General features: G+C 43.6%; 17 protein-coding genes and 1 pseudogene. 10 read left to right on the top strand and 8 right to left on the bottom strand.

What is annotated here, in order from left to right:
- Positions 1 to 7 precede the first annotated feature (7 nt).
- Together bamB and der are read left to right on the top strand one after the other, a co-directional pair.
- Positions 8 to 1,186 (top strand): outer membrane protein assembly factor BamB, encoded by a 1,179-nt coding sequence (bamB, locus tag ACSLBF_RS13245; RefSeq protein WP_440053843.1) that lies wholly within the window; start codon positions 8 to 10, stop codon positions 1,184 to 1,186.
- A gap of 73 nt (positions 1,187 to 1,259) precedes the next feature.
- Positions 1,260 to 2,732, top strand: a complete 1,473-nt coding sequence (gene der, locus ACSLBF_RS13240) for a ribosome biogenesis GTPase Der (RefSeq protein ID WP_440053842.1) — start codon at positions 1,260 to 1,262, stop codon at positions 2,730 to 2,732.
- Between the two features lie 292 nt (positions 2,733 to 3,024).
- Here the strand turns inward: der and ACSLBF_RS13235 are convergent, their stop codons facing one another.
- The gene (locus ACSLBF_RS13235) at positions 3,025 to 3,870 is read right to left on the bottom strand and encodes a LysR family transcriptional regulator (RefSeq protein WP_440053841.1); all 846 of its coding nucleotides are present in this window, start codon (positions 3,868 to 3,870) and stop codon (positions 3,025 to 3,027) included.
- A gap of 129 nt (positions 3,871 to 3,999) precedes the next feature.
- Here ACSLBF_RS13235 and ACSLBF_RS13230 point away from each other — a divergent pair, with 129 nt between their 5' ends.
- The 4 genes from ACSLBF_RS13230 to gcvP all read left to right on the top strand — a co-directional run bounded on the left by ACSLBF_RS13230 (position 4,000) and on the right by gcvP (position 9,556).
- Entirely contained in the window at positions 4,000 to 4,575 is a 576-nt protein-coding gene (locus ACSLBF_RS13230) for a hypothetical protein (RefSeq protein WP_440053840.1), read from the top strand.
- A gap of 89 nt (positions 4,576 to 4,664) precedes the next feature.
- A complete protein-coding gene (gene gcvT / locus ACSLBF_RS13225) occupies positions 4,665 to 5,747 on the top strand; it encodes a glycine cleavage system aminomethyltransferase GcvT (protein ID WP_440053839.1) in 1,083 nt (360 codons plus the stop codon).
- Between the two features lie 58 nt (positions 5,748 to 5,805).
- Positions 5,806 to 6,195 (top strand): glycine cleavage system protein GcvH, encoded by a 390-nt coding sequence (gene gcvH / locus ACSLBF_RS13220; RefSeq protein ID WP_440053838.1) that lies wholly within the window; start codon positions 5,806 to 5,808, stop codon positions 6,193 to 6,195.
- 469 nt (positions 6,196 to 6,664) lie between these two features.
- Positions 6,665 to 9,556 carry an aminomethyl-transferring glycine dehydrogenase gene (gcvP, locus tag ACSLBF_RS13215; protein ID WP_440053837.1) on the top strand — a complete coding sequence of 964 codons (2,892 nt, stop codon included), beginning with the start codon at positions 6,665 to 6,667 and terminating at the stop codon, positions 9,554 to 9,556.
- A gap of 269 nt (positions 9,557 to 9,825) precedes the next feature.
- On the opposite strand, the gene ACSLBF_RS13210 is transcribed toward gcvP, so the two are convergent.
- The 6 genes from ACSLBF_RS13210 to ACSLBF_RS13185 form a co-directional block, all read right to left on the bottom strand.
- Entirely contained in the window at positions 9,826 to 10,368 is a 543-nt protein-coding gene (locus ACSLBF_RS13210; RefSeq protein WP_440053836.1) for a YniB family protein, read from the bottom strand.
- Positions 10,369 to 10,514: 146 nt separating this feature from the next.
- Positions 10,515 to 10,760, bottom strand: coding sequence for a hypothetical protein (locus ACSLBF_RS13205; protein ID WP_233999222.1), 246 nt, complete (start codon positions 10,758 to 10,760; stop codon positions 10,515 to 10,517).
- A 29-nt stretch (positions 10,761 to 10,789) separates the two neighbouring features.
- Entirely contained in the window at positions 10,790 to 11,893 is a 1,104-nt protein-coding gene (locus ACSLBF_RS13200; RefSeq protein WP_440053835.1) for an SAVED domain-containing protein, read from the bottom strand.
- Positions 11,890 to 12,282 carry a hypothetical protein gene (locus ACSLBF_RS13195; protein ID WP_440053834.1) on the bottom strand — a complete coding sequence of 131 codons (393 nt, stop codon included), beginning with the start codon at positions 12,280 to 12,282 and terminating at the stop codon, positions 11,890 to 11,892. Before ACSLBF_RS13195 ends, ACSLBF_RS13200 begins: the two co-directional genes overlap by 4 nt.
- An 88-nt stretch (positions 12,283 to 12,370) precedes the next feature.
- A complete protein-coding gene (locus ACSLBF_RS13190; RefSeq protein WP_440053833.1) occupies positions 12,371 to 13,618 on the bottom strand; it encodes a nucleotidyltransferase domain-containing protein in 1,248 nt (415 codons plus the stop codon).
- Positions 13,619 to 13,630: 12 nt separating this feature from the next.
- Positions 13,631 to 13,996 carry a metal-dependent hydrolase gene (locus ACSLBF_RS13185; protein WP_105174769.1) on the bottom strand — a complete coding sequence of 122 codons (366 nt, stop codon included), beginning with the start codon at positions 13,994 to 13,996 and terminating at the stop codon, positions 13,631 to 13,633.
- Positions 13,997 to 14,124: 128 nt separating this feature from the next.
- Between ACSLBF_RS13185 and ACSLBF_RS13180 the strand changes: the two genes are divergently transcribed.
- From ACSLBF_RS13180 to ACSLBF_RS13165, 4 genes and pseudogenes are all read left to right on the top strand, one after another.
- Positions 14,125 to 14,667, top strand: coding sequence for a hypothetical protein (locus ACSLBF_RS13180; RefSeq protein ID WP_440053832.1), 543 nt, complete (start codon positions 14,125 to 14,127; stop codon positions 14,665 to 14,667).
- Entirely contained in the window at positions 14,664 to 15,095 is a 432-nt protein-coding gene (locus ACSLBF_RS13175; protein WP_105174767.1) for a hypothetical protein, read from the top strand. The genes ACSLBF_RS13180 and ACSLBF_RS13175 overlap by 4 nt, the downstream gene beginning before the upstream one ends.
- Complete coding sequence (locus tag ACSLBF_RS13170) at positions 15,076 to 15,885, top strand: ImmA/IrrE family metallo-endopeptidase (RefSeq protein ID WP_105174766.1); 810 nt, start codon at positions 15,076 to 15,078, stop codon at positions 15,883 to 15,885. The genes ACSLBF_RS13175 and ACSLBF_RS13170 overlap by 20 nt, the downstream gene beginning before the upstream one ends.
- An 801-nt stretch (positions 15,886 to 16,686) precedes the next feature.
- A pseudogene (locus ACSLBF_RS13165) lies at positions 16,687 to 17,112 on the top strand (transposase); the annotation flags it as partial.
- A 180-nt stretch (positions 17,113 to 17,292) separates the two neighbouring features.
- Here the strand turns inward: ACSLBF_RS13165 and ACSLBF_RS13160 are convergent.
- A complete protein-coding gene (locus ACSLBF_RS13160) occupies positions 17,293 to 19,272 on the bottom strand; it encodes a TonB-dependent receptor plug domain-containing protein (protein WP_440053831.1) in 1,980 nt (659 codons plus the stop codon).
- Positions 19,273 to 19,550: the final 278 nt, after the last annotated feature.

The raw sequence follows: 19,550 nt of genomic DNA, 5'->3' as shown, positions 1-19,550 counted from the left end.
AGTTGTCATGAAGAAGTTGACTATGGCAGGTCTGGCACTGTGTGCTGTTGCGCTAACAGGATGTTCGTCCAATGACGAAGACAAAGAAGAACTGAAACTCCCTGAAATTGTTAATCAGTTTGAAGCTGACATTGTTTGGCAAGAAAGTGTCGCTGATGGTGTTGAGCACTATTTTTCTCGTTTGACGCCGACGGCTTATCAAGACACGATTTATGCTGCAGCCAGAGAAGGCCAGGTTACCGCGTTTGATGCCCAAACAGGCAAAGAAAAATGGCGCGTTGATGTACGTAAGAATGTTGCATTTTGGCCTTGGGAAGACAGCGACAGTGCAAAGTTATCAGGCGGTATAACGCAAGCTTTTGGTAAATTATATATTGGCTCAGAGCATGGCGAAGTGATCGCACTTGACCGTGAAAACGGTGAGATAGTTTGGCGCAAATCGGTTCCTGGTGAAGCGCTTTCAGCTCCAGCAGCGGGAGATGGCTTAGTATACGTGAACTTAGGGTCTGGTAAGTTGGTTGCTTTGCACCCAGATACAGGCGAAGAAAGATGGCGTTACGAGCAAGAAGTTCCAGCGCTAACTTTACGTGGCTTAAGCTCTCCAACGAGTGCCAACGGTGGCGTATTAGTTGGAGAAGAAAGTGGCAAGCTAACGGCTGTTATCGCTGAAAATGGTTTCACTGCATGGAGCACCGACGTGGCACTAGCTAAAGGCGCTTCTGAGTTTGAACGTTTGGTTGATGTGGATACCAAGCCGCTGGTTAGCGGCGCGTATATCTATTCCATCGCCTATAATGGTAAACTAGTCGCTATTGATGTGCGCAGCGGTAATGTTGTTTGGGACCGTGAGTACAGCAGCTATCGTGATTTAAGCTTAGACCTAGACACTATTTACTTGGTTGACAGTGACGGCGTGTTATATGCGCTAGACAAAAACACGGGTATTGAACGTTGGACACAGTCAAGTTTACGCGGCTGGTACTTAACCGCACCGACTGCTGCGGGTGATTACGTTGTGGTTGGCGATCAAGAAGGTAATCTACATTGGCTAAACAAAGCCAATGGTGAATTAGTATCACGCACTGAAATGGATAGCTCAGGGTTTTATATCGAGCCTATCGTAGTTGATGGCAAACTATATACCTATACGCGAGATGGCGAGCTTAGCGCAGTTCAGATCCCGTAGTCAGATACTTAACTATATGTTTTCTGGGGCTTCGCTTTGCGAAGCCTTTTGTTGTTTTTAAAAGAGGTAGTCTATGCTTCCTGTGATCGCTCTTGTTGGGCGACCTAATGTGGGTAAATCCACACTATTTAATCGATTAACGCGCACTCGTGATGCACTTGTTGCCGATTTTCCAGGATTAACACGTGACCGTAAATACGGTCAGGCAAACTATGATGGTTACGAGTTTATCGTTGTCGATACAGGTGGGATCGATGGCTCTGAAGAGGGCATAGAAACGGAAATGGCCGAACAGTCTCTGTTGGCGATTGAAGAAGCGGATATCGTCCTGTTTCTAGTTGATGCACGCGCCGGTATGACGGTGGCAGATCAGGCTATTGCTCAGCACTTACGTAAGCAGCAGAAAAAGTGTTTTGTGGTCGCAAATAAAACCGACGGCATTGATGCCGATTCGAATTGTGCAGAGTTCTATCAGTTAGCGCTGGGTGATGTGTACCAAATCGCAGCGGCACATGGTCGTGGTGTAACACAACTGTTAGATCACACCTTACAGCCTGTCATTGCGGAGCTTGCTGAAGAGGAAGAAGAGCTGGAAGGCGATGATGAAGCCATTGCTGAGCTCTATCTTGAATCAGATGAAGACCCCGAAGACGGTAAAACAGGTTTTGAAGACAAGCCCGTTAAGTTGGCAATTATCGGTCGTCCAAACGTAGGTAAGTCAACACTAACAAACCGTATCTTAGGTGAAGAACGCGTTATTGTTTATGATATGCCGGGCACCACACGTGACTCAATCTATATCCCGATGACGCGTAACGAAAAAGAATATGTCCTTATCGACACCGCTGGTGTTCGTAAGCGTAAAAAAGTCAGCGATGTGGTTGAAAAATTCTCGGTGATTAAAACCCTGCAAGCCATCGAAGATGCCAATGTGGTGCTGTTGGTTGTAGATGCTCGTGAAGGTATTTCGGATCAAGATCTTAGTTTGCTTGGTTTTGCACTAAATGCGGGTCGTTCACTAGTGATTGCGGTAAACAAGTGGGATGGTTTGGATGACTACGTAAAAGATCGGATCAAAACCGAGCTGGACCGTCGCTTAGGCTTTGTGGATTTTGCTCGCTTACACTTTATCAGTGCGCTACATGGCACCGGTGTGGGTCACTTGTTCGAGTCTATCGACGAAGCGTACGAATCTGCAACTAAACGTGTTAGCACTGCAATGTTGCGTCGTATTATGGATATGGCACAAGCGGATCACCAGCCGCCATTGGTACGTGGTCGTCGCGTGAAACTAAAGTATGCGCACGCCGGTGGTTACAACCCGCCACGTATTGTTATTCATGGCAACATGGTGCACGAGCTACCTGACAGCTATAAGCGTTACTTGATGAATTACTACCGTAAAGCGTTGAGTATTATGGGTACCCCAATCAAAATTGAATTTAGAGAAGGTGATAACCCTTACGCAGGTCGCTCTAACAAGATGACCTTGTCGCAAAAGCGCAAGCTCAGGGCATTTACCAAAGAAAACCGTAATAAGTCATAAATAGGGCATAGCCTGAAAACTGACTCAAGGGCCACGAGATATCGTGGCCTTTTTGTTTCCAACTAACCTTAGCTGAGGTTAACTATTTAACCTGAACTCGGGATAATGGATATGGCAAGATTAATTAAATCAAAACGCTATAGAGTTCAATCATACGGTGCTGCTATTTTTTATGTAGTTCAAGGCGAATTCTCGTATGTAATAGCTGGCTATTGCTAGCGAATTCAACGCTGAAATACGTAAAAAGAGTAGCGCTGTAACATATCGCTTATCCCGAGTTCAGGTTATTTATCTATCCCAATCTCAGGGCAATGAATTCCGCTAGTTTGTCCACCGCATGTGATGATTCTTGGGTATTTTTAACGAGACTAATACCGATGTTGCCGAGCTCGGGCAATATCGTGGTGTGTGATTGATAGGACAGCTCACTGGGGACGGTACTTTTTGCCAGTACCGTGACGCCTAAACCTTCCCGTAGAGCAGCTGTAAGCCCAGTTAAGTCAGCGTTGCTATAAACAATGCGGTATTGCAGTCCGGCTTGCTGTAAGGCTTCTATTGCTCTGCGACGATAGATACAACCTTCTGGTGCCGTCACTAAAGTAATTACTTGTTGTTGTGCTAACGATAAATCGCCTACCCAAACCAATTGGTCCTGCATAAAAATTGGGTATTTGGACGAGCTGAGCTCTTCATTTAAAGCCAGTACTAAGTCGAATTGATCCTGTCGTGCAACAGAAAGTAAATGTTTGCTTAAGCGAGACTTAACCTCTAGAGCGACCTCCGGGTATAAAGACACGAAATCCCCAATGATTGAGGGCAAAATGCGCGCAGCAAATTCACTGGGAATACCCAAGCGCACACGACCTGTAACGCTCTCAGAGGTAAACTGCTGCAATATTGCATCATTTTGTTGCAGCATTTGCTTGGCTAGCGGTAGTAACAACTCACCATATTGGTTAAGTACTTGCCTTTGGCCTTGTTTTTTAAATAACTTACAGCCCAACATTTCTTCTAACCGTTTGATTTGTAAACTCACCGCAGGCTGAGATAGGCCAAGCAGTTCACCTGCTTTAGCAAAGCCGCCCATGTCTACTACGGTAACTAAGGTTCTTAATCCGTCTATCGATAAGTTTTTCATATAAGGAAATGAAATTTATAAAAGCCAAACACATTAGTATTATTTATCAATGGATAAATAAATACAATTTGTTGTTGCTTGGACGCATCAATATACTTTGGGCTATTGAGAATCCATTAAGGTAGCCGCATGAGTGTCGCTTCAATTATCTTTGCCAAACATCGTCAAGGTACGATACCTGCGCAAAACAGCTATACACCAACTGACGCAGTGGTGGTGTTAGATTTCAGCGGTTTTGAAAGCACCCCTTTTCTAAGCCAAATATTGGGATTAAATCTCAATAAATTGATGGCGCCGGGGTTAGGTGTACAAGGGCAACTTGAAGCTGGCGAAAACTTCGCGGTGTACTATTTTAGTGAAACAGCGTATCGCTTTGTGGTGTCAGAAACCGCTGCATTAGCGTTAGTTGAACTGATTGACAGTCACAACAGCGAGTTTGACATTGAGCTGGTACGTCGTGATGATCTTGTTGCTGCGACAGTGAGTGGTGAGCTAGCATTTTCCCATTTACTGGATGCCTTTACCCTAACGCCAGGTTTGCGTATTTCAGACAGTAATGCCTGTTACGGTAAGCAAAGCGGCGATGTCTTCATCACGACTTTATTGGTAGATGATGAGCAGCAGTATCAACTGATCGCCCAACCAGCGGTGCTTGCAAAGTGGCAAGCTGCGTTAACTGGCTCAGGATTCAAACTAGTATCTTAATTCCGTGCAGTCACAGCTAAGCTGTGACATAACCGCCTCATTTACGAGGTACTCAGAATAACTGAGTAAAAAAACAGTGAAGGATATGTATGACTTCTAAAACAGTACTCCACGCTAAGCACTTAGAAGCTGGCGCAAAAATGGTTGATTTCCACGGCTGGGATATGCCTATCAACTATGGCTCACAAATTGAAGAGCACCATGCTGTTCGTCAGGACGCAGGTATGTTTGACGTTTCGCACATGACCATCGTTGACGTTGAAGGCGCTGACGCTAAGCCACTACTAAGAAAGCTAGTTGCTAACGATGTCGCTAAATTAACCGTACCGGGTAAAGCACTTTACACTGGCATGTTAAACGAGCAAGGCGGCGTGATCGATGACTTAATCATCTATTTCTTCACTGACACACAATATCGCTTGGTAGTTAACTCTGCGACGCGTGAAAAAGATTTAGCACATATCAACGCGGTTGCAGATGATTATGATGTTGTCGTTACAGAGCGTCCAGAGTACGCGATGATTGCGGTGCAAGGTCCAAACGCAAAAGCAAAAACAGCCACAATCTTAGACGAGCAGCAGCAAGCGGCCGTTGCTGGAATGAAGCCTTTCTTTGGTGTACAAGCGGGCGATCTATTTATCGCAACGACTGGTTACACGGGTGAAGAAGGTTATGAAATCGTTGTTCACAACGATGGTGCACAGGCGCTATGGCAAAAATTATTAGATGCGGGCGTTCGTCCTGCTGGCCTAGGTGCACGTGATACGCTACGTTTAGAAGCGGGCATGAACCTTTACGGTTTAGATATGGATGAAACGGTATCTCCATTGGCTGCAAACATGGCTTGGACTATCGCGTGGGAGCCCGTAGAGCGTGACTTTATCGGTCGTATTGCGATTGAAAAGCAACGCGCAGAAAAAAGCACTGACAAGCTAGTTGGTTTAGTTCTTGAGAGCAAAGGTGTACTTCGTGCAGGCTCTAAAGTTATCGTAGAAGGTGGCGAAGGTGTTATCACTTCTGGTACATTCTCACCGACTTTAGGCTTTAGTGTGGCGTTGGCACGTGTTCCTCGCTCAACAGGCGAAACCGCACAAGTTGAAATGCGCAAAAAGCTGGTAGATGTTAAAGTAGTGAAGCCATGCTTCGTACGTAACGGCAAGTCAGTTATTTAATTAGAATAAACACTGTGTCGTGTTGCACGGCACAACAACCGACCAAAGGAACAAAAAAATGAGCAACATTCCTAGCGAGTTAAAGTACGCTTCTTCACACGAGTGGGTTCGCGCTGAAGGTGACGGCACATACACTGTTGGCATCACTGAGCACGCACAAGAACTTCTAGGCGATATGGTATTCGTTGAGTTACCAGACGTTGATGACGAAGTTGACGCAGGTGAAGACTGTGCAGTAGCTGAGTCAGTAAAGGCTGCATCAGACATCTACGCACCAATCAGCGGTACTATCGTTGCAATCAACGAAGAACTTGAAGATGCTCCTGAAACAGTAAACAGCGACCCATACAACGATGGTTGGTTGTTTAGAATTAAAGCTTCTGATGAGTCTGAGCTAGACAACTTGCTAGACGCAGAAGGCTACGCAAATTCAATCGACGAAGACTAATTTGTTGATATTCAATAAAAGCCCCTTTTTAGGGGCTTTTATTTGGGTCTGTTGCCCTTTGTTGTTTGACTTTTGTTCTTCTGAGTGGGTTTTGATCGCGGCGCTCGACTTGCCGCCTAGTAATCTAGGCAAAAGTTGAGCAACAATGAACAAAGTACACTCAGGTGAACCCGAAGGGCAGCGCTTGATTGGCATTTCTACTGCTTTATCGCCTGACTTACATAGAATAACTATGCTACGCAGGCTCTGCCTTGTATCAATGCCAATCAAACTGCTGCAAAAACAAACTTAAAAGGGCAACAGGCCCCATTTTTTAGAGCAATTGATTTGCTCTAAGTGTAGCGCTATCAGGCCTACACGCTGAGTTTTCAGAATACTGCGCGTTACCGAGGCATCTATTCGCGCTTATGTCGCAAACTAGATGAAGTAGTATTCCACATTTTTATTTGGATCATAGGAACCTGGACTAATGTCAAACGCCAAATCTCTTGAACAGTTAGAGCAAAAGCAAGATTTTATCCGCCGCCATATCGGGCCAAGCCCAGCACAGGTAAGCGAGATGCTAAGTGCTCTTGGAGTGTCGAGTGTTGAAGAGCTGATCGGTCAAACTGTACCTGCTTCGATTCGTCTTGAAGAAGGCCTACAGATCGGTGAAAGCCGCACTGAAGTTGAAACCTTGAGCTACCTAAAATCAGTAGCAAGTAAAAACAAGGTATTCAAGTCTTACATCGGTCAGGGTTACCACCCAACACATGTACCAAACGTCATTCTACGTAACGTACTTGAAAACCCAGGTTGGTACACGGCATACACTCCATATCAGCCAGAGATTGCGCAAGGTCGTTTAGAATCATTACTAAACTTCCAGACTCTTACGATTGACCTAACAGGTTTAGACCTAGCTTCAGCATCACTACTTGATGAAGCAACCGCTGCAGCTGAAGCAATGGCGCTAGCTAAGCGTGTTGCTAAAGCGAAAAAAGCCAACATCTTCTTTATTGCTGATGACGTACACACGCAAACTATTGACGTAGTGGCAACACGCGCAGAGCAGTTTGGTTTTGAAGTAGTAGTAGGTCCAGCAAGCGACGCTGCAAACCACGACATTTTTGGTGCATTGTTCCAATACCCAAGCACAACGGGTGAAGTGGTTGACGTACAAGATTTAATTGCACAAGTACAAAGCAAAAAGGCGATTGCCTGTGTTGCTGCCGACATCATGAGCTTATTGCTACTTAAAGCGCCAGGTAAACTAGGTGCTGATGTAGTACTTGGTTCTGCACAGCGTTTTGGTGTGCCGATGGGCTACGGTGGTCCTCACGCTGCTTTCTTTGCAACACGTGATGCTTACAAGCGTTCACTTCCGGGTCGTATCATTGGTGTATCAAAAGACCGTTTAGGCAACGATGCACTACGCATGGCAATGCAAACGCGTGAGCAGCACATCCGTCGTGAAAAAGCCAACTCAAACATTTGTACAGCGCAAGTATTGCTAGCCAACATGGCGGCGTTCTACGCGGTGTACCACGGTCCACAAGGCCTTAAAACAATCGCTCAGCGTATTAACCGTTTTGCAAGTATTCTAGCTACTGGTCTTAAAGCAAAAGGTGTTGCGCTTAAGCACGACACTTGGTTCGACACGCTAACGGTTGTTGCTGATAACAAAGACGATGTAATCGCGCGCGCATTAGCGGCAGAAGTTAACTTTGCAACAAACCACGCGGGTGAATACTCAATTTCTGTAAATGAAACAACCACACGTGCAGATGTAGCACAGTTGTTCGACATCATCCTTGGCGAAGGCCACGGTCTAGACGTTGATACACTAGATGCACAAGTGAGCAAAGACGACATCACAGGGATTCCTGCTAACCTAGTTCGCGATGACGAAATTTTAACGCACCCTAACTTCAACTCGTACCACAGCGAGACTGAAATGCTGCGTTACATCAAGCGCCTAGAAAATAAAGACTTAGCGCTTAACCACTCAATGATTTCGTTAGGTTCATGTACCATGAAGCTAAACGCGACCGCTGAGATGATCCCAGTAACTTGGCCTGAGTTTGCAGAGCTACACCCGTTCTGCCCATTAGATCAAGCGCAAGGCTACCAAGTGATGATCAACGAGTTGCATGACTGGTTGGTAAACATCACAGGTTACGATGCAGTATCTCTGCAACCTAACTCAGGTGCACAAGGTGAATACGCAGGTCTTATCGCAATTCGTAAATATCATGAGTCACGTGGCGAAGGCCACCGTAACATCTGTTTGATCCCAAGCTCAGCGCACGGTACTAACCCTGCCTCTGCGCAAATGGCCAGCATGAAAGTAGTGGTGGTTGGCTGTGATAAGAACGGTAACATCGATATGGAAGACCTACGTGCGAAAGCCGCTGACGTATCAGAAAACCTTTCTTGTATCATGGTTACTTACCCGTCTACACACGGTGTTTACGAGCAAACCATCAAAGAAGTATGTGATATCGTTCACCAACACGGTGGTCAGGTTTACATGGATGGCGCGAATATGAACGCGCAGGTGGGTGTAACCAGCCCAGGTTCAATTGGCTCAGACGTATCGCACCTTAACCTACACAAAACCTTCTGTATTCCACACGGTGGCGGTGGTCCGGGTGTTGGTCCTATCGGTGTTAAGTCACACCTAGCGCCATTTATGCCTAACCACAGCGTGATCAACGTTGCGGGCACGACTGAAGGTAACGGTGCGGTTTCAGCAGCGCCGTACGGTTCTGCGGCAATTCTACCTATCTCTTGGGCATACATTGCGATGATGGGCAGCGAAGGCTTAAAGCAAGCGACAGAAATGGCGATTGTGAACGCAAACTACCTAACTGAAAAGTTAAGCGAACACTACCCAATCTTGTACCGTGGTCAAAACAACCGTGTTGCACACGAGTGTATTGTTGACTTGCGTCCGCTTAAAGAAGCAACTGGCATCACTGAAATGGACGTCGCTAAGCGTCTACAAGACTACGGTTTCCACTCACCAACAATGTCGTTCCCAGTAGCGGGCACATTGATGATTGAGCCAACGGAATCAGAGTCTAAAGTAGAAATAGACCGTTTCATCGAAGCCATGGTGTCTATCAAGGGGGAAATCGACAAGATCGCTTCAGGTGAGTGGTCAATCGAAAACAACCCATTAGTATTTGCACCACACACGCAAGCCGACGTACTTGGCAATGAGTGGGACCGTGCATACGACCGTTTTTACGCGGCATTCCCAGTACCAAGCGTAGCAAAAGACAAATTCTGGCCAACGGTAACCCGTATCGACGACGTATACGGCGACCGTAACCTAATTTGCTCATGCCCAGCGGTAGAGACTTACGCAGAGTAAGGGGTGGTTGATGTCACTTTCGAATGAAGTTTGAAACTACAAAAGCAAGTTTGAAACTTTAATAAAGTTTGAGAGTAAATCATATACAAAAGAGCGCCATAAGGCGCTCTTTTTGTTTATATAGTCAAATGTTACTGATACAAAATATACGGGCTGTATGTTTACGGTGGTAACTCCCTTTTTATGACAGCCGAATTAAACTGGCCATAGAATACCAAGATTACCGAGATAAAAGCGCTTCGATAACCATGTATTCTTTTACTAGTGTTTTATACCCCCACTAACTTTAAAATTATAGCGCCAGCAACAGCTGTAACAAACGGGGCAACGTACAATTGATGAAATTGTGAAAATATAGTTGAAGATGGTACCTCGATCGACTCTTCAATTTGTTGTCTATTCTTTCTTACAGTCCCTTTAATTGACTCTTCAATTAATTGATCTTCAATTTTTTGTCTCATTTTTCTTAATCGACGACTTAACTGTGCCCCCGAAGAAAAATACGCCAAGCCCACAAAAAATAATATATAAACTGCAAAAAAATATAAATTCTGTTTATTTGGCAAATCCGTCAAATCTGGCGTAGGAGAATGTTGCCAAAATAGATTTAATATATCTGTGTTTTCGTAAATAAACTGTACTAATTGTTTGAAAGGCTTAGCAATGGCACCGCCAAATGCTGTGCCATCATCCAATCGAAAGTACAACATTTTTAGCACAGAAATGGCGGTAGATATAATAGCTGGGAATGCTATGATTATCCCTGTAATCTTCTTAAACATCGCTTTTGATTTAGCTTCATGGAAGTTCACACAACACTCCATTTAATATTTAACAAATTCCTATACCTTCATGAAAGTACCAACTTCATCTCACAACCAATTTGATAAAGTGAACATAATGTCCATCATCTGAACAACCCTTAATAATCTAGGGCTGCATGCACAGCCCTAACTTGCTAACGTTTTTTATCTGATTGTGATAGCACCGAAGCAGCCAGAGACTTGGTCGTCTCGCTGTACTTGTCACTTTGCAATACTGCCGACGCCACGCTTTCCATTTCAGCCCCGGTCTGGTGAGATGTACCAGCTTGACTGAGAACTGAGCCTGCTAAGGTTTTTTGAATTTGAGATGAACCATTGTCCGTCAGTACAGACGAAGCCAATGATGCCATCTTTGATGAACTTTGTTTTTTGTTAGTCATAATTGACTCCTTTTTTCCACGGTTAAACATCAAGCGACATGCTTGAATTCAGTTTGAACGACTGACGGTATTCCACCTACTTCATGGGGAATGAGCAAGCTCCAGGGATATCTTACCGATTGGTGACGTTCGTATTGATAAACTGATACGCTGGGCAGATTGCGTTTGTCATAGGCCTGTCCAAATCTGAACGCCACACTGTTTTGTGAGGCCAACACCAAATGAATGTGTTCTACCCCTTGCCCCAGCAGTTCTTTGCAATATTCAAGGAATTCCCCGCTTAGACGGTCTTGTTTTTCTTTCGACCAGTGGTTGTTTCTGTCTAGTGAAAGTAGCGACAAACAATGAACCGGCAACCCAGAGAAAACCGAAGCAATAGCCTGCCTATCAACGGGGTATGACACCGAGACCGCGAGCACAACGGAATTACCTTTGACCGATGAGGGTTCAATGGTGAATTGCTCGCCGTCGTCAACACCATCCAGTCCTCGCCAGTCCGCAATATCTCTATCCCAGTCATAAACAGAGATTTGGCTTTCATCATCCAGCAGGTAGCCGGTATAAAACGTAAATGGAACTGGCGAAACTCCGCCATAGGAGATTGAAATATCAGACGCCGCTGACTGAGCCGTCTTCTCTGACAGACTCATTTTCAAATTATTAACTCTAGCTAACGCCACATCAGGTCTAGTGATTACGCTATCAGTAATCTTTTCTCGGATGTCATTGACTATTGATTCGACCCGCCATGAACACTTGTTTTTTATAAACTCACTTAATGGTGAATCCGATGTATCGACTAAGCCTCTCTGTTCGATGACTATGGTTTTCTTTTTGTCGTTCCGCTTTTTTTCGTCCCGATAACGCTGGTATTCCCAAAAAGCCCCGAGCACAATCAACCCGATTTCAACGAATAAACAAGTACCTATAATAAACTGCGCTGTGCTTGAAGATTGATAGCCCAACGACAAGGTTCTCTCTGCATCTTTGTACATGACCGAAATAGCCCAACTCCCAGCTAACGTCAGGGGTAACAAGTAAACCCCGGCCCTGAAAACCTTCAATGCAGGTGAACGCTTCCTAAATAACCAATCTGCCGCTTTTTTAACAAAATAACTGATAGCTTCTTTCATCTTCCGCTCTCTTCAATCACATCATGTTCAATACCACCGCCGTCCCATTCACCGCTGGATAACCAGAACTCAAAGTACACTAGCCACATAGAAGCCCACGGCAGAATTGTGTTTGCCAAAAACATTGTTGGTTGCCATTCGCTGACTTTGTTCTTTTGTTTAACCACTGGTAAGTAGAGGCAGAGTTGAATGCCTTTAATACCAGTTTGATTCTGGTAGATATGAGGTATCTTTCGGCCTTGAGCCAAGGTTGATAAATCAGGATCTCTAACTACACAAACGGGAGGATGACTGAGGGTATATCGAATAACCACCTGGTATTCCCTAGAAAATGGCAGTGGCTGAATCTTTCCCACCCACTGAACCGTTTTGTCATTATCAGAAATCATTACTGTTCCAGGGCAAAACTGCTTCAGAGCCAGATACTGTTCGCGTATACCAATTATAGGCTGCTCCAGCCTCCTTAAGAACGAAGGGTCAGTCCCCATAGAACTGATTCCTTTTAACCGGCACAACAGGGGTAACAACTCGCGAAGCCGAATGTGCTTTTCCTGCGATGGCTGCTGTTATCGCCCCCGTACCCAGTGCAACGCCTAGATTTCCATTGTTCCTATTTGCATTTAAGGATTTGATAATTTGGTCTTTGGCGGCAAGTACAGGCCTTTGTCCGAATGCACCGGACAGCGCAGCGAAAACGTTATCCATACCTTGATTGTTGGCATCCGCCAGACTCTCAAATGTATCTACAGCTGCCTGGTGCCAAGCATAAAATGCCTTCCGGTATTTTTGTCCCTCTAGCTTTTCGACACGATTCCACTTTTCAGCGTAGTTTTCAGGTCTCATCGTGGGATTTGTAATAAGGATCTCATCAAAACTGCTCTCAATATGTAGAGGCATCAGTTCGATAACGTCTAGGATCAAGTCAAGCTCGTTGTCATATTCTTTTCCTGACTTTACGACCTCTACGTAGGCTAAACTGGCTAACATTGTAACTATCACAGAGATTGGTCTGAAATCAGCGTGTAAATTTCCGTCTTGCTGAGACCAAACATCTCGATGGCGTTTCAAAATTTGGATAATCCGATTGAGCGGCTTCTTTTTTGACTGATCAGGTAACTCGGTAACGGATTTGTTCAAGGCCTCTAGAAATACATGCCTTCTACGTATTACTGGTAGCATGGAACAGGCTTCATCAAACCCTTGAGCCATCCCTTCTGGATTGGACTCTTTGAAGCCAGTATGTTTATCAACTACCCACAGTGGATGGCCCTGCGATCTCGGAAGGTTATATTTCTTCGCAGGTGTAATGTCTAAGTGGTAATCGCCTTTGTAATTAATCCGAAGACCCCTTGGTAGATCTTCCACGAGGTCCTTATATATATCGCTATCCAATAGATGTTGTTTAACCACTTTGACAATTTCGTCTCGTGTCGCATATCCCGCGTGTGGCAAAAACAGGATGAGATCTACGTCAAACTCTTCCTGAGATAATGGCTTGTTTGTTGTTCTCAACCTCATGGACCCCTGAGGGTATATCTGAGTATCTTTCAGTAAAGGATGGTCGCAGCTCGCTAGATAATTACCAACAGCTTTATAGGCTGTTTCAATTCTCTCTCGCTGTGTTTTAGTAAGGTCGAGGTTGTCAAATACCGAGTCCAACATCTCCACCAACATGGATTTTTTGTGCTCGCTTAACCCTCGGGCATTAGTAAATAGCGCAGTCATGGCCTACCTCCATCAAAGTTTCCCAAGCAAAGGAAGGCCCTTTGGCGTTGAAGCATCACATATTAAGTGACTGAGGTAAGCTACCCCAGCAATCAACATTAACCCTCTGATAAATTTTTCGGACGACTCTTCAGGGGACCACCGATAAGCTTTGACTACACAAGTGGTCAGCATTGTCAGTACAGTCACACCATGGAAAAACTGTCTGTGATTGGGATGAAATGCAGGCTCTAAGATGTCCGGCAGCTTTCCCATTAAGGCTCCAACAGCAGGAGCAATGGCAATATGATGGCTAACTGAATGCTTTTTCTCATCCAGTAGAGCGGCGGTCATGCTCACTCCAGCACCAACCAACATATGCGTATTTGCGTTTGGCATATATTTTTATCCTCATTAATTAGGTAACATCTAAATATTCAGTTCTGTCCTATTTACAAAGGCGGAACTCAGGTTTAAAACTGGACAATGTCCAGAAAATTATTTTTGTCCGTCTTAGGGAGTAGCAAATGAAGGACTACGACTACTACACGGTCGATGAAATTTTGCAGGCGCTGGAGTCAAATACTGATGAGGTACTAACAAGAACAACAATCTTGTCTAAGTGCCTTGTAAAAAAGTCAGGACTGACAGTTGAAGCTGATGAGGTATTCAACGAAGCATTAATGCGGATTCTCGGCGATACCAGGCATGTGCCAAAAGATATCCCCCTTACAGTCACAATTGGTAATGTGATTCGGAGTATTTGCAACGGAATGGCTGAACGAAATCCAGAAAAGGTTTTTAAACACTCAGAATCAATTGATGGTTACTGCGAAACAATCGCCGATACCAATGGTGATAGTGAAGAAGGTACCGACCCAAGATGGGGAATTTTGATGAGTATCTTTAGTCAGGATGATGATGCTATGAGATTTTTGGCCGCTACACAGGAAGGCCAGAATAAATCAGAAATTGTGAAGTCAGTATTTGCAGGTGACGAAACTGCCTATGACACAACTCGTAGGCGTATTGTAAGGAATGGACAAAAGTACTTAAAGGAGGCTGGATGATGGCTAACAAAGAGATGAACAATTTGCTCGACGATATCATGATCGAGCATATTGCCAACAGTCCCATTAGTGAGCTTATTGCTGAACACAAGCTAACTTCTAATGAAATCAATGTGACTCAAGCACGTTTTCTGCATCGTGTGAAAGAGTGCAAACAGCATTACAAAAAAGTAAGGCTTACGGAAGCAAGAGCAAAATTAGAGGCTGAAAAGAAAAAACATGAAATAGTTGATGTAGCAGGGTATTTGGCGAAGAAAGGGAAAGATGCCAAAGAGGTTCTTATTGAACTGTTAATACAACAAAAGCTGCCAGACAATCTAACATTAGCCTTTCGAGAGGGCAAAGAATTCAAAGATGAAGATGCAAATCAGATAGTTGCAAACTTGATAGCTATGGGAGTGATTGAATTTGACGATAAAGATAATTAAGGATTTTGTCGAATCGTTATACATAGACGAATTTGCAATTTCAGAGCCAAAAGAAATTGATATTGAAGCAATTGCATATGAACATCAGGCAATCGTATTAGAAAGACCTCTAAATGGTTGCGAAGCAATGATTATTGGCGCAGGGGATAAAGCGACTATCACTGTCAATTCAGCCAGCGATACACCGAGAAAGCGCTTTTCAGTTGGACATGAGCTTGGTCATTGGTTCAGAGATCGAGGAAAAGTCGGCAACTTGTGCTCACACAGTGATATGGAGAATCCTAGCGGTGTATCTAAACATCGTGAAAATATTGCCAATAGTTATGCGTCTGAACTGCTTGTGCCGAGTTACTTGTTGAAAGACCATTTAACAGGTAGCCGCCTCGACTTAGACTTAATGAGTTCTGTTAAGTCAGCCTTCGACACAAGCTTTATGATGACCATGCGTCGTGTTATTACCAGCGATCATCACATGGGCCACTTTGTTATCTATCGTAAAGATGGCAGCCGATATCTGTTCCACAAAAATAGTATTTTGCCTGGAAGCTTCTTTCCTACCAATACAGCACCACAAGGATCGAAGATTCATGATTTGATATTCAATGGTGTTAAATCTAGTGCTGGTGAAGTAGATGGCAGCGTGTGGTGCAGAGAAGGTTGGGCAGATGATGCAACAGTTCATGAACACGCCTTTCAGTACCATGAAAACATGTTTATTAGTCTAGTTTGGTGGGAAGATGAAGAGCCTATTTGGCAGTGTATAAATAGTAAAGAGAAGTTAGTTGATTAAAATATTTTGGTCATACATGTAAAAGTAACTATCTTCTCAATTTGCTCTGGACTCTTACGCGCAGATCAAATCACAGCAATTCAATCATGTAATTGAAAAGTTTGTTTTTATTATTTTCTCATTCTAAATCGGCTTCTTTATTTTAACCTCTTTGCTTTATTGTGTTGTCATCCGTTAAATCAACTTTCTTATTTAGCAAAAAATTAACTTTTCTTTAGAACATTTGGTTCAATAAAAAACATTTATATTCATATTAGCTATTAATATCCATAAAAATACAAAATGCCAAAAACGCGATTCTAAGTGAAATCAATAACATGAAAATATAAAAATGACAGTCCTTATATTTATTGATATATTATATAAGTGATTGAATTTAATTGTTGTTTTTGATCTTTTGTTTTGTCTCATATATATGTTTAGCTATAGAAATATTAGGTGGCTACAGGTTGTATGGGTAAAGTTAATTACAGAATTAATCAAAAAGAGTTAATTAAACTTAGAGAATGGAAAAAGCGAATTGATGAAGCTCGAGATCAATGGGGTCAGAGTCGTTGATTTTGATTCCGCTTATTTCTGATTAGCTTAGCTATACTGATATAACGACAAACTAATGGACTAGTTTAAGTTATGGCACGTTTACCTCGATTAAACCTTCCAAATATACCGCAGCATATTGTTCAACGCGGCAACAATAGGCAAATTAATCAAAGGGGTCAGAGTTGTTGATTTTGATTCCGCTTATTTCTGATTAGCTTAGCTATACTGATATAACGATAAACTAATGGACTAGTTTAAGTTATGGCACGTTTACCTCGATTAAACCTTCCGAATATACCGCAGCATATTGTTCAACGGGGCAACAATAGGCAAATTACTTTTGTTGAACCTGATGACTATGTCATTTATCTCGAAAAGCTAAAGTATTACGCCAAAGAGTACAACGTTAAAGTTCATGCATTCGTGCTTATGACGAATCACGTACATTTACTGGCTACACCAACCACACCGAACGGTGTAAGTAAGCTGATGCAGTCACTAGGGCGCTATTACGTCAGGTATTTTAACCAAACGTATAAACGTACGGGTACACTTTGGGAAGGGCGCTTTAAATCCACACTGGTTGATAGTGATAATTACTTTCTAGTGGTCAGTCGTTACATTGAGCTAAACCCAGTTAGAGCTGGCATGGTTAAACACCCAGCTGAATATACTTGGTCTAGCTACGATCAAAGGGGTCAGATCTTGCTTTTTGCCTCTCTCCACACTTAGTTGTTTAGCAAATTGCAAGACCTGACCCCAGGCCGTTTTCACCTAAAGGGGGCGATAGGAAGTCAGCATCATTTCATAACGCTCGAAAATAGAGAATCAACGACTCTGACCCCATTAATACGACCCCTGACCCCATTAATACTTGTAATTGAATGATAAAAAGGCGCCTCTTTGTTCTCGTGCTGGTAGGGTGTTTAGAGGGTAAAATACCGGTGTATCATTGGGTTGATAAACGGTTTCGTTCAACAGGTTTTTGATTTCAAGAGAGACGCTGAGCCTATCGTTATTGTTAACGGTAAATTTGCGGGTAATTTTGAGTGTCAGCCAATCGTAACCGTTGGCTGGTGGGTTAAGTAACTCTCGGTTTGGGTCAAACAAAATGTTGTCATGATATGTAGAGTAACTGAGCCAGTATGCTCCTACTTGCCAATTTGTATCGTCATAGGCTAAGCCCACTTTTAGGCTGTTATTGGGGGATAAGTTGGTGTTGTCAACTCCAGCTTTGTCTTCATTACGTTGGTGGCTTGCGGATAACTCTGCATACCAATGAGATGTGAGCTGATGTTTGTATTCAAGCTCAATGCCATACGAAGAAATCTCTCCGCTGTTTTTATTTTCAAGCGCGAAGTTTGGATCGTCTGAAGGCCGAAGTAAAATCAAATCATGTTCTTCACTTTTATAAATAGTGGCAGTAAAAAGTTGCTCTGAGGTTTGATAAAAAAGCTGAGCTTCTGTGGTATTGATTGTCTCTGAATTTAAGTCAGGTGTGCCTTTTTGAATGCCGGGTGTTTCTATGGTGCGTTCACCTGAGGATGGGTGACGAAACGCTTTAGCGTGGCGTAATTTGACGCTCCAGTCTTCATTAAAGTGGTAACTCAGTCCAAATCTTGGAATGAAATCGGCTTGATTATCAATATTATCAATCAGCTGTACAGAGGTTACATATTGCCCGCCAAGTTCCACGCTAAATTGTGGCGTTATCTCATATTTAATTTGTCCGTAAATACTGGCATAGCGCTCTTTGGCATCAGGAATGGTGCTGGCGCTATACACACGGCGATGCTCGTAAGTACCGCCAATCAGCAAGCTGGTATCGTCAGCCAGTTTGCCAGTTAGGTTGAGTTCGAGCAGTCTTATATTAAAAGGTGAGCGAATACGGATCGCGCTATCAGCTACGCCATCACTGCTCCATTCCATGATTTTTTTGATATTGGTGTAATGACTTTCCAATTGCCAGTTATCATCAAATTGGTATTGATAACTGAGGTTGGTAAATGTTGCAGGGTGGCGTTTAGACCAAGGGATGTATCGCGCTTCAGGACCATCCCAAAAATTGGCGAATTTGTCTTGTAGGTTTCGAAAGTGAGAAAAAGCCCAATCTTGGTAGTTTAGGTTTACGTGAATTGTTTTGTCATCTTGAAACGCCTTTTTACTGTATGGGATGCGCGTTATCGGATCGGTGGTTTTGGCATTCCAGCCTTCAACATCGCTGTAAAGCAGGTGTATTGCAGCTTTAAACTCATTTTCTTGGTACAGGTAACTGCCATCAAGTTGTTTTGTGGCAAAACTACCCCATGTGATATTTTGCTCTGCTTCCCAGCCATCTTTAGATGGTTTTCGGGTGATGATATTAAACACGCCTTGATAGGCGTTGGTACCGTATAGCACTGAGCCTGGTCCGCGAATATATTCGATGCGCTCTACAGAAGACAAAGGGATGGAAGTATACAAGTTATGTGCACCCGAAAGGTTGCCAAATGGTCTACCATTAATTAACCCTAGATGTTGCAATAATCCCGTCCAAGGCTTACTTCCTCTGGTGGTGATAGCGGTCAGCACCCCAAAGTTGCTGTTTACTGACACGATACGCTCAAGTACTTCAAACAAATTTTGTGCGCCAAACTGTTCAATTTGTTGACGAGAAATGACAGATATACTGGCGTTGGTATCACGTAGCGATTCTGCTTGTTTGGAAGCCGTTGTTATTTGCATGCTCAATAAGTCTTCCAAAGACAACTCGAAAAGCGCGCTCGTATCGTCGTCAGCATTTGCTGAATGGCACAGTAATGTGGCGGATATCAGCAAACATGAGGGAAGCTTCATGGATTTGAACATGTAGACTTTTCTAAAAAAATAAGATGCTTAGACAAAGATAGCAGAGAATATGGGTGATTCAACGGCTGACCCCTGCAGCGTTTTTCCAATAAGCTGCTAAAGGTTGATGATAACCAACGCGATAGGCATATTTCCATAGCCTAAGCTGAAATGAATCAATTTAAACCACTGAGAAGTTGTGTTAAAACATGTCGGATGGTGCTTAGCTTATATCAACTTACAACTTGTTAATCTTCACGCAGGAACTTGGGAGCAGGTATTCTGTTGCGCTAACGAAC

The sequence above is a fragment of the Pseudoalteromonas sp. T1lg65 genome, assembly GCF_051930985.1.
In the GTDB taxonomy this organism is placed as follows: domain Bacteria; phylum Pseudomonadota; class Gammaproteobacteria; order Enterobacterales; family Alteromonadaceae; genus Pseudoalteromonas.
This window is presented reverse-complemented; position numbering and strand designations above follow the sequence as displayed.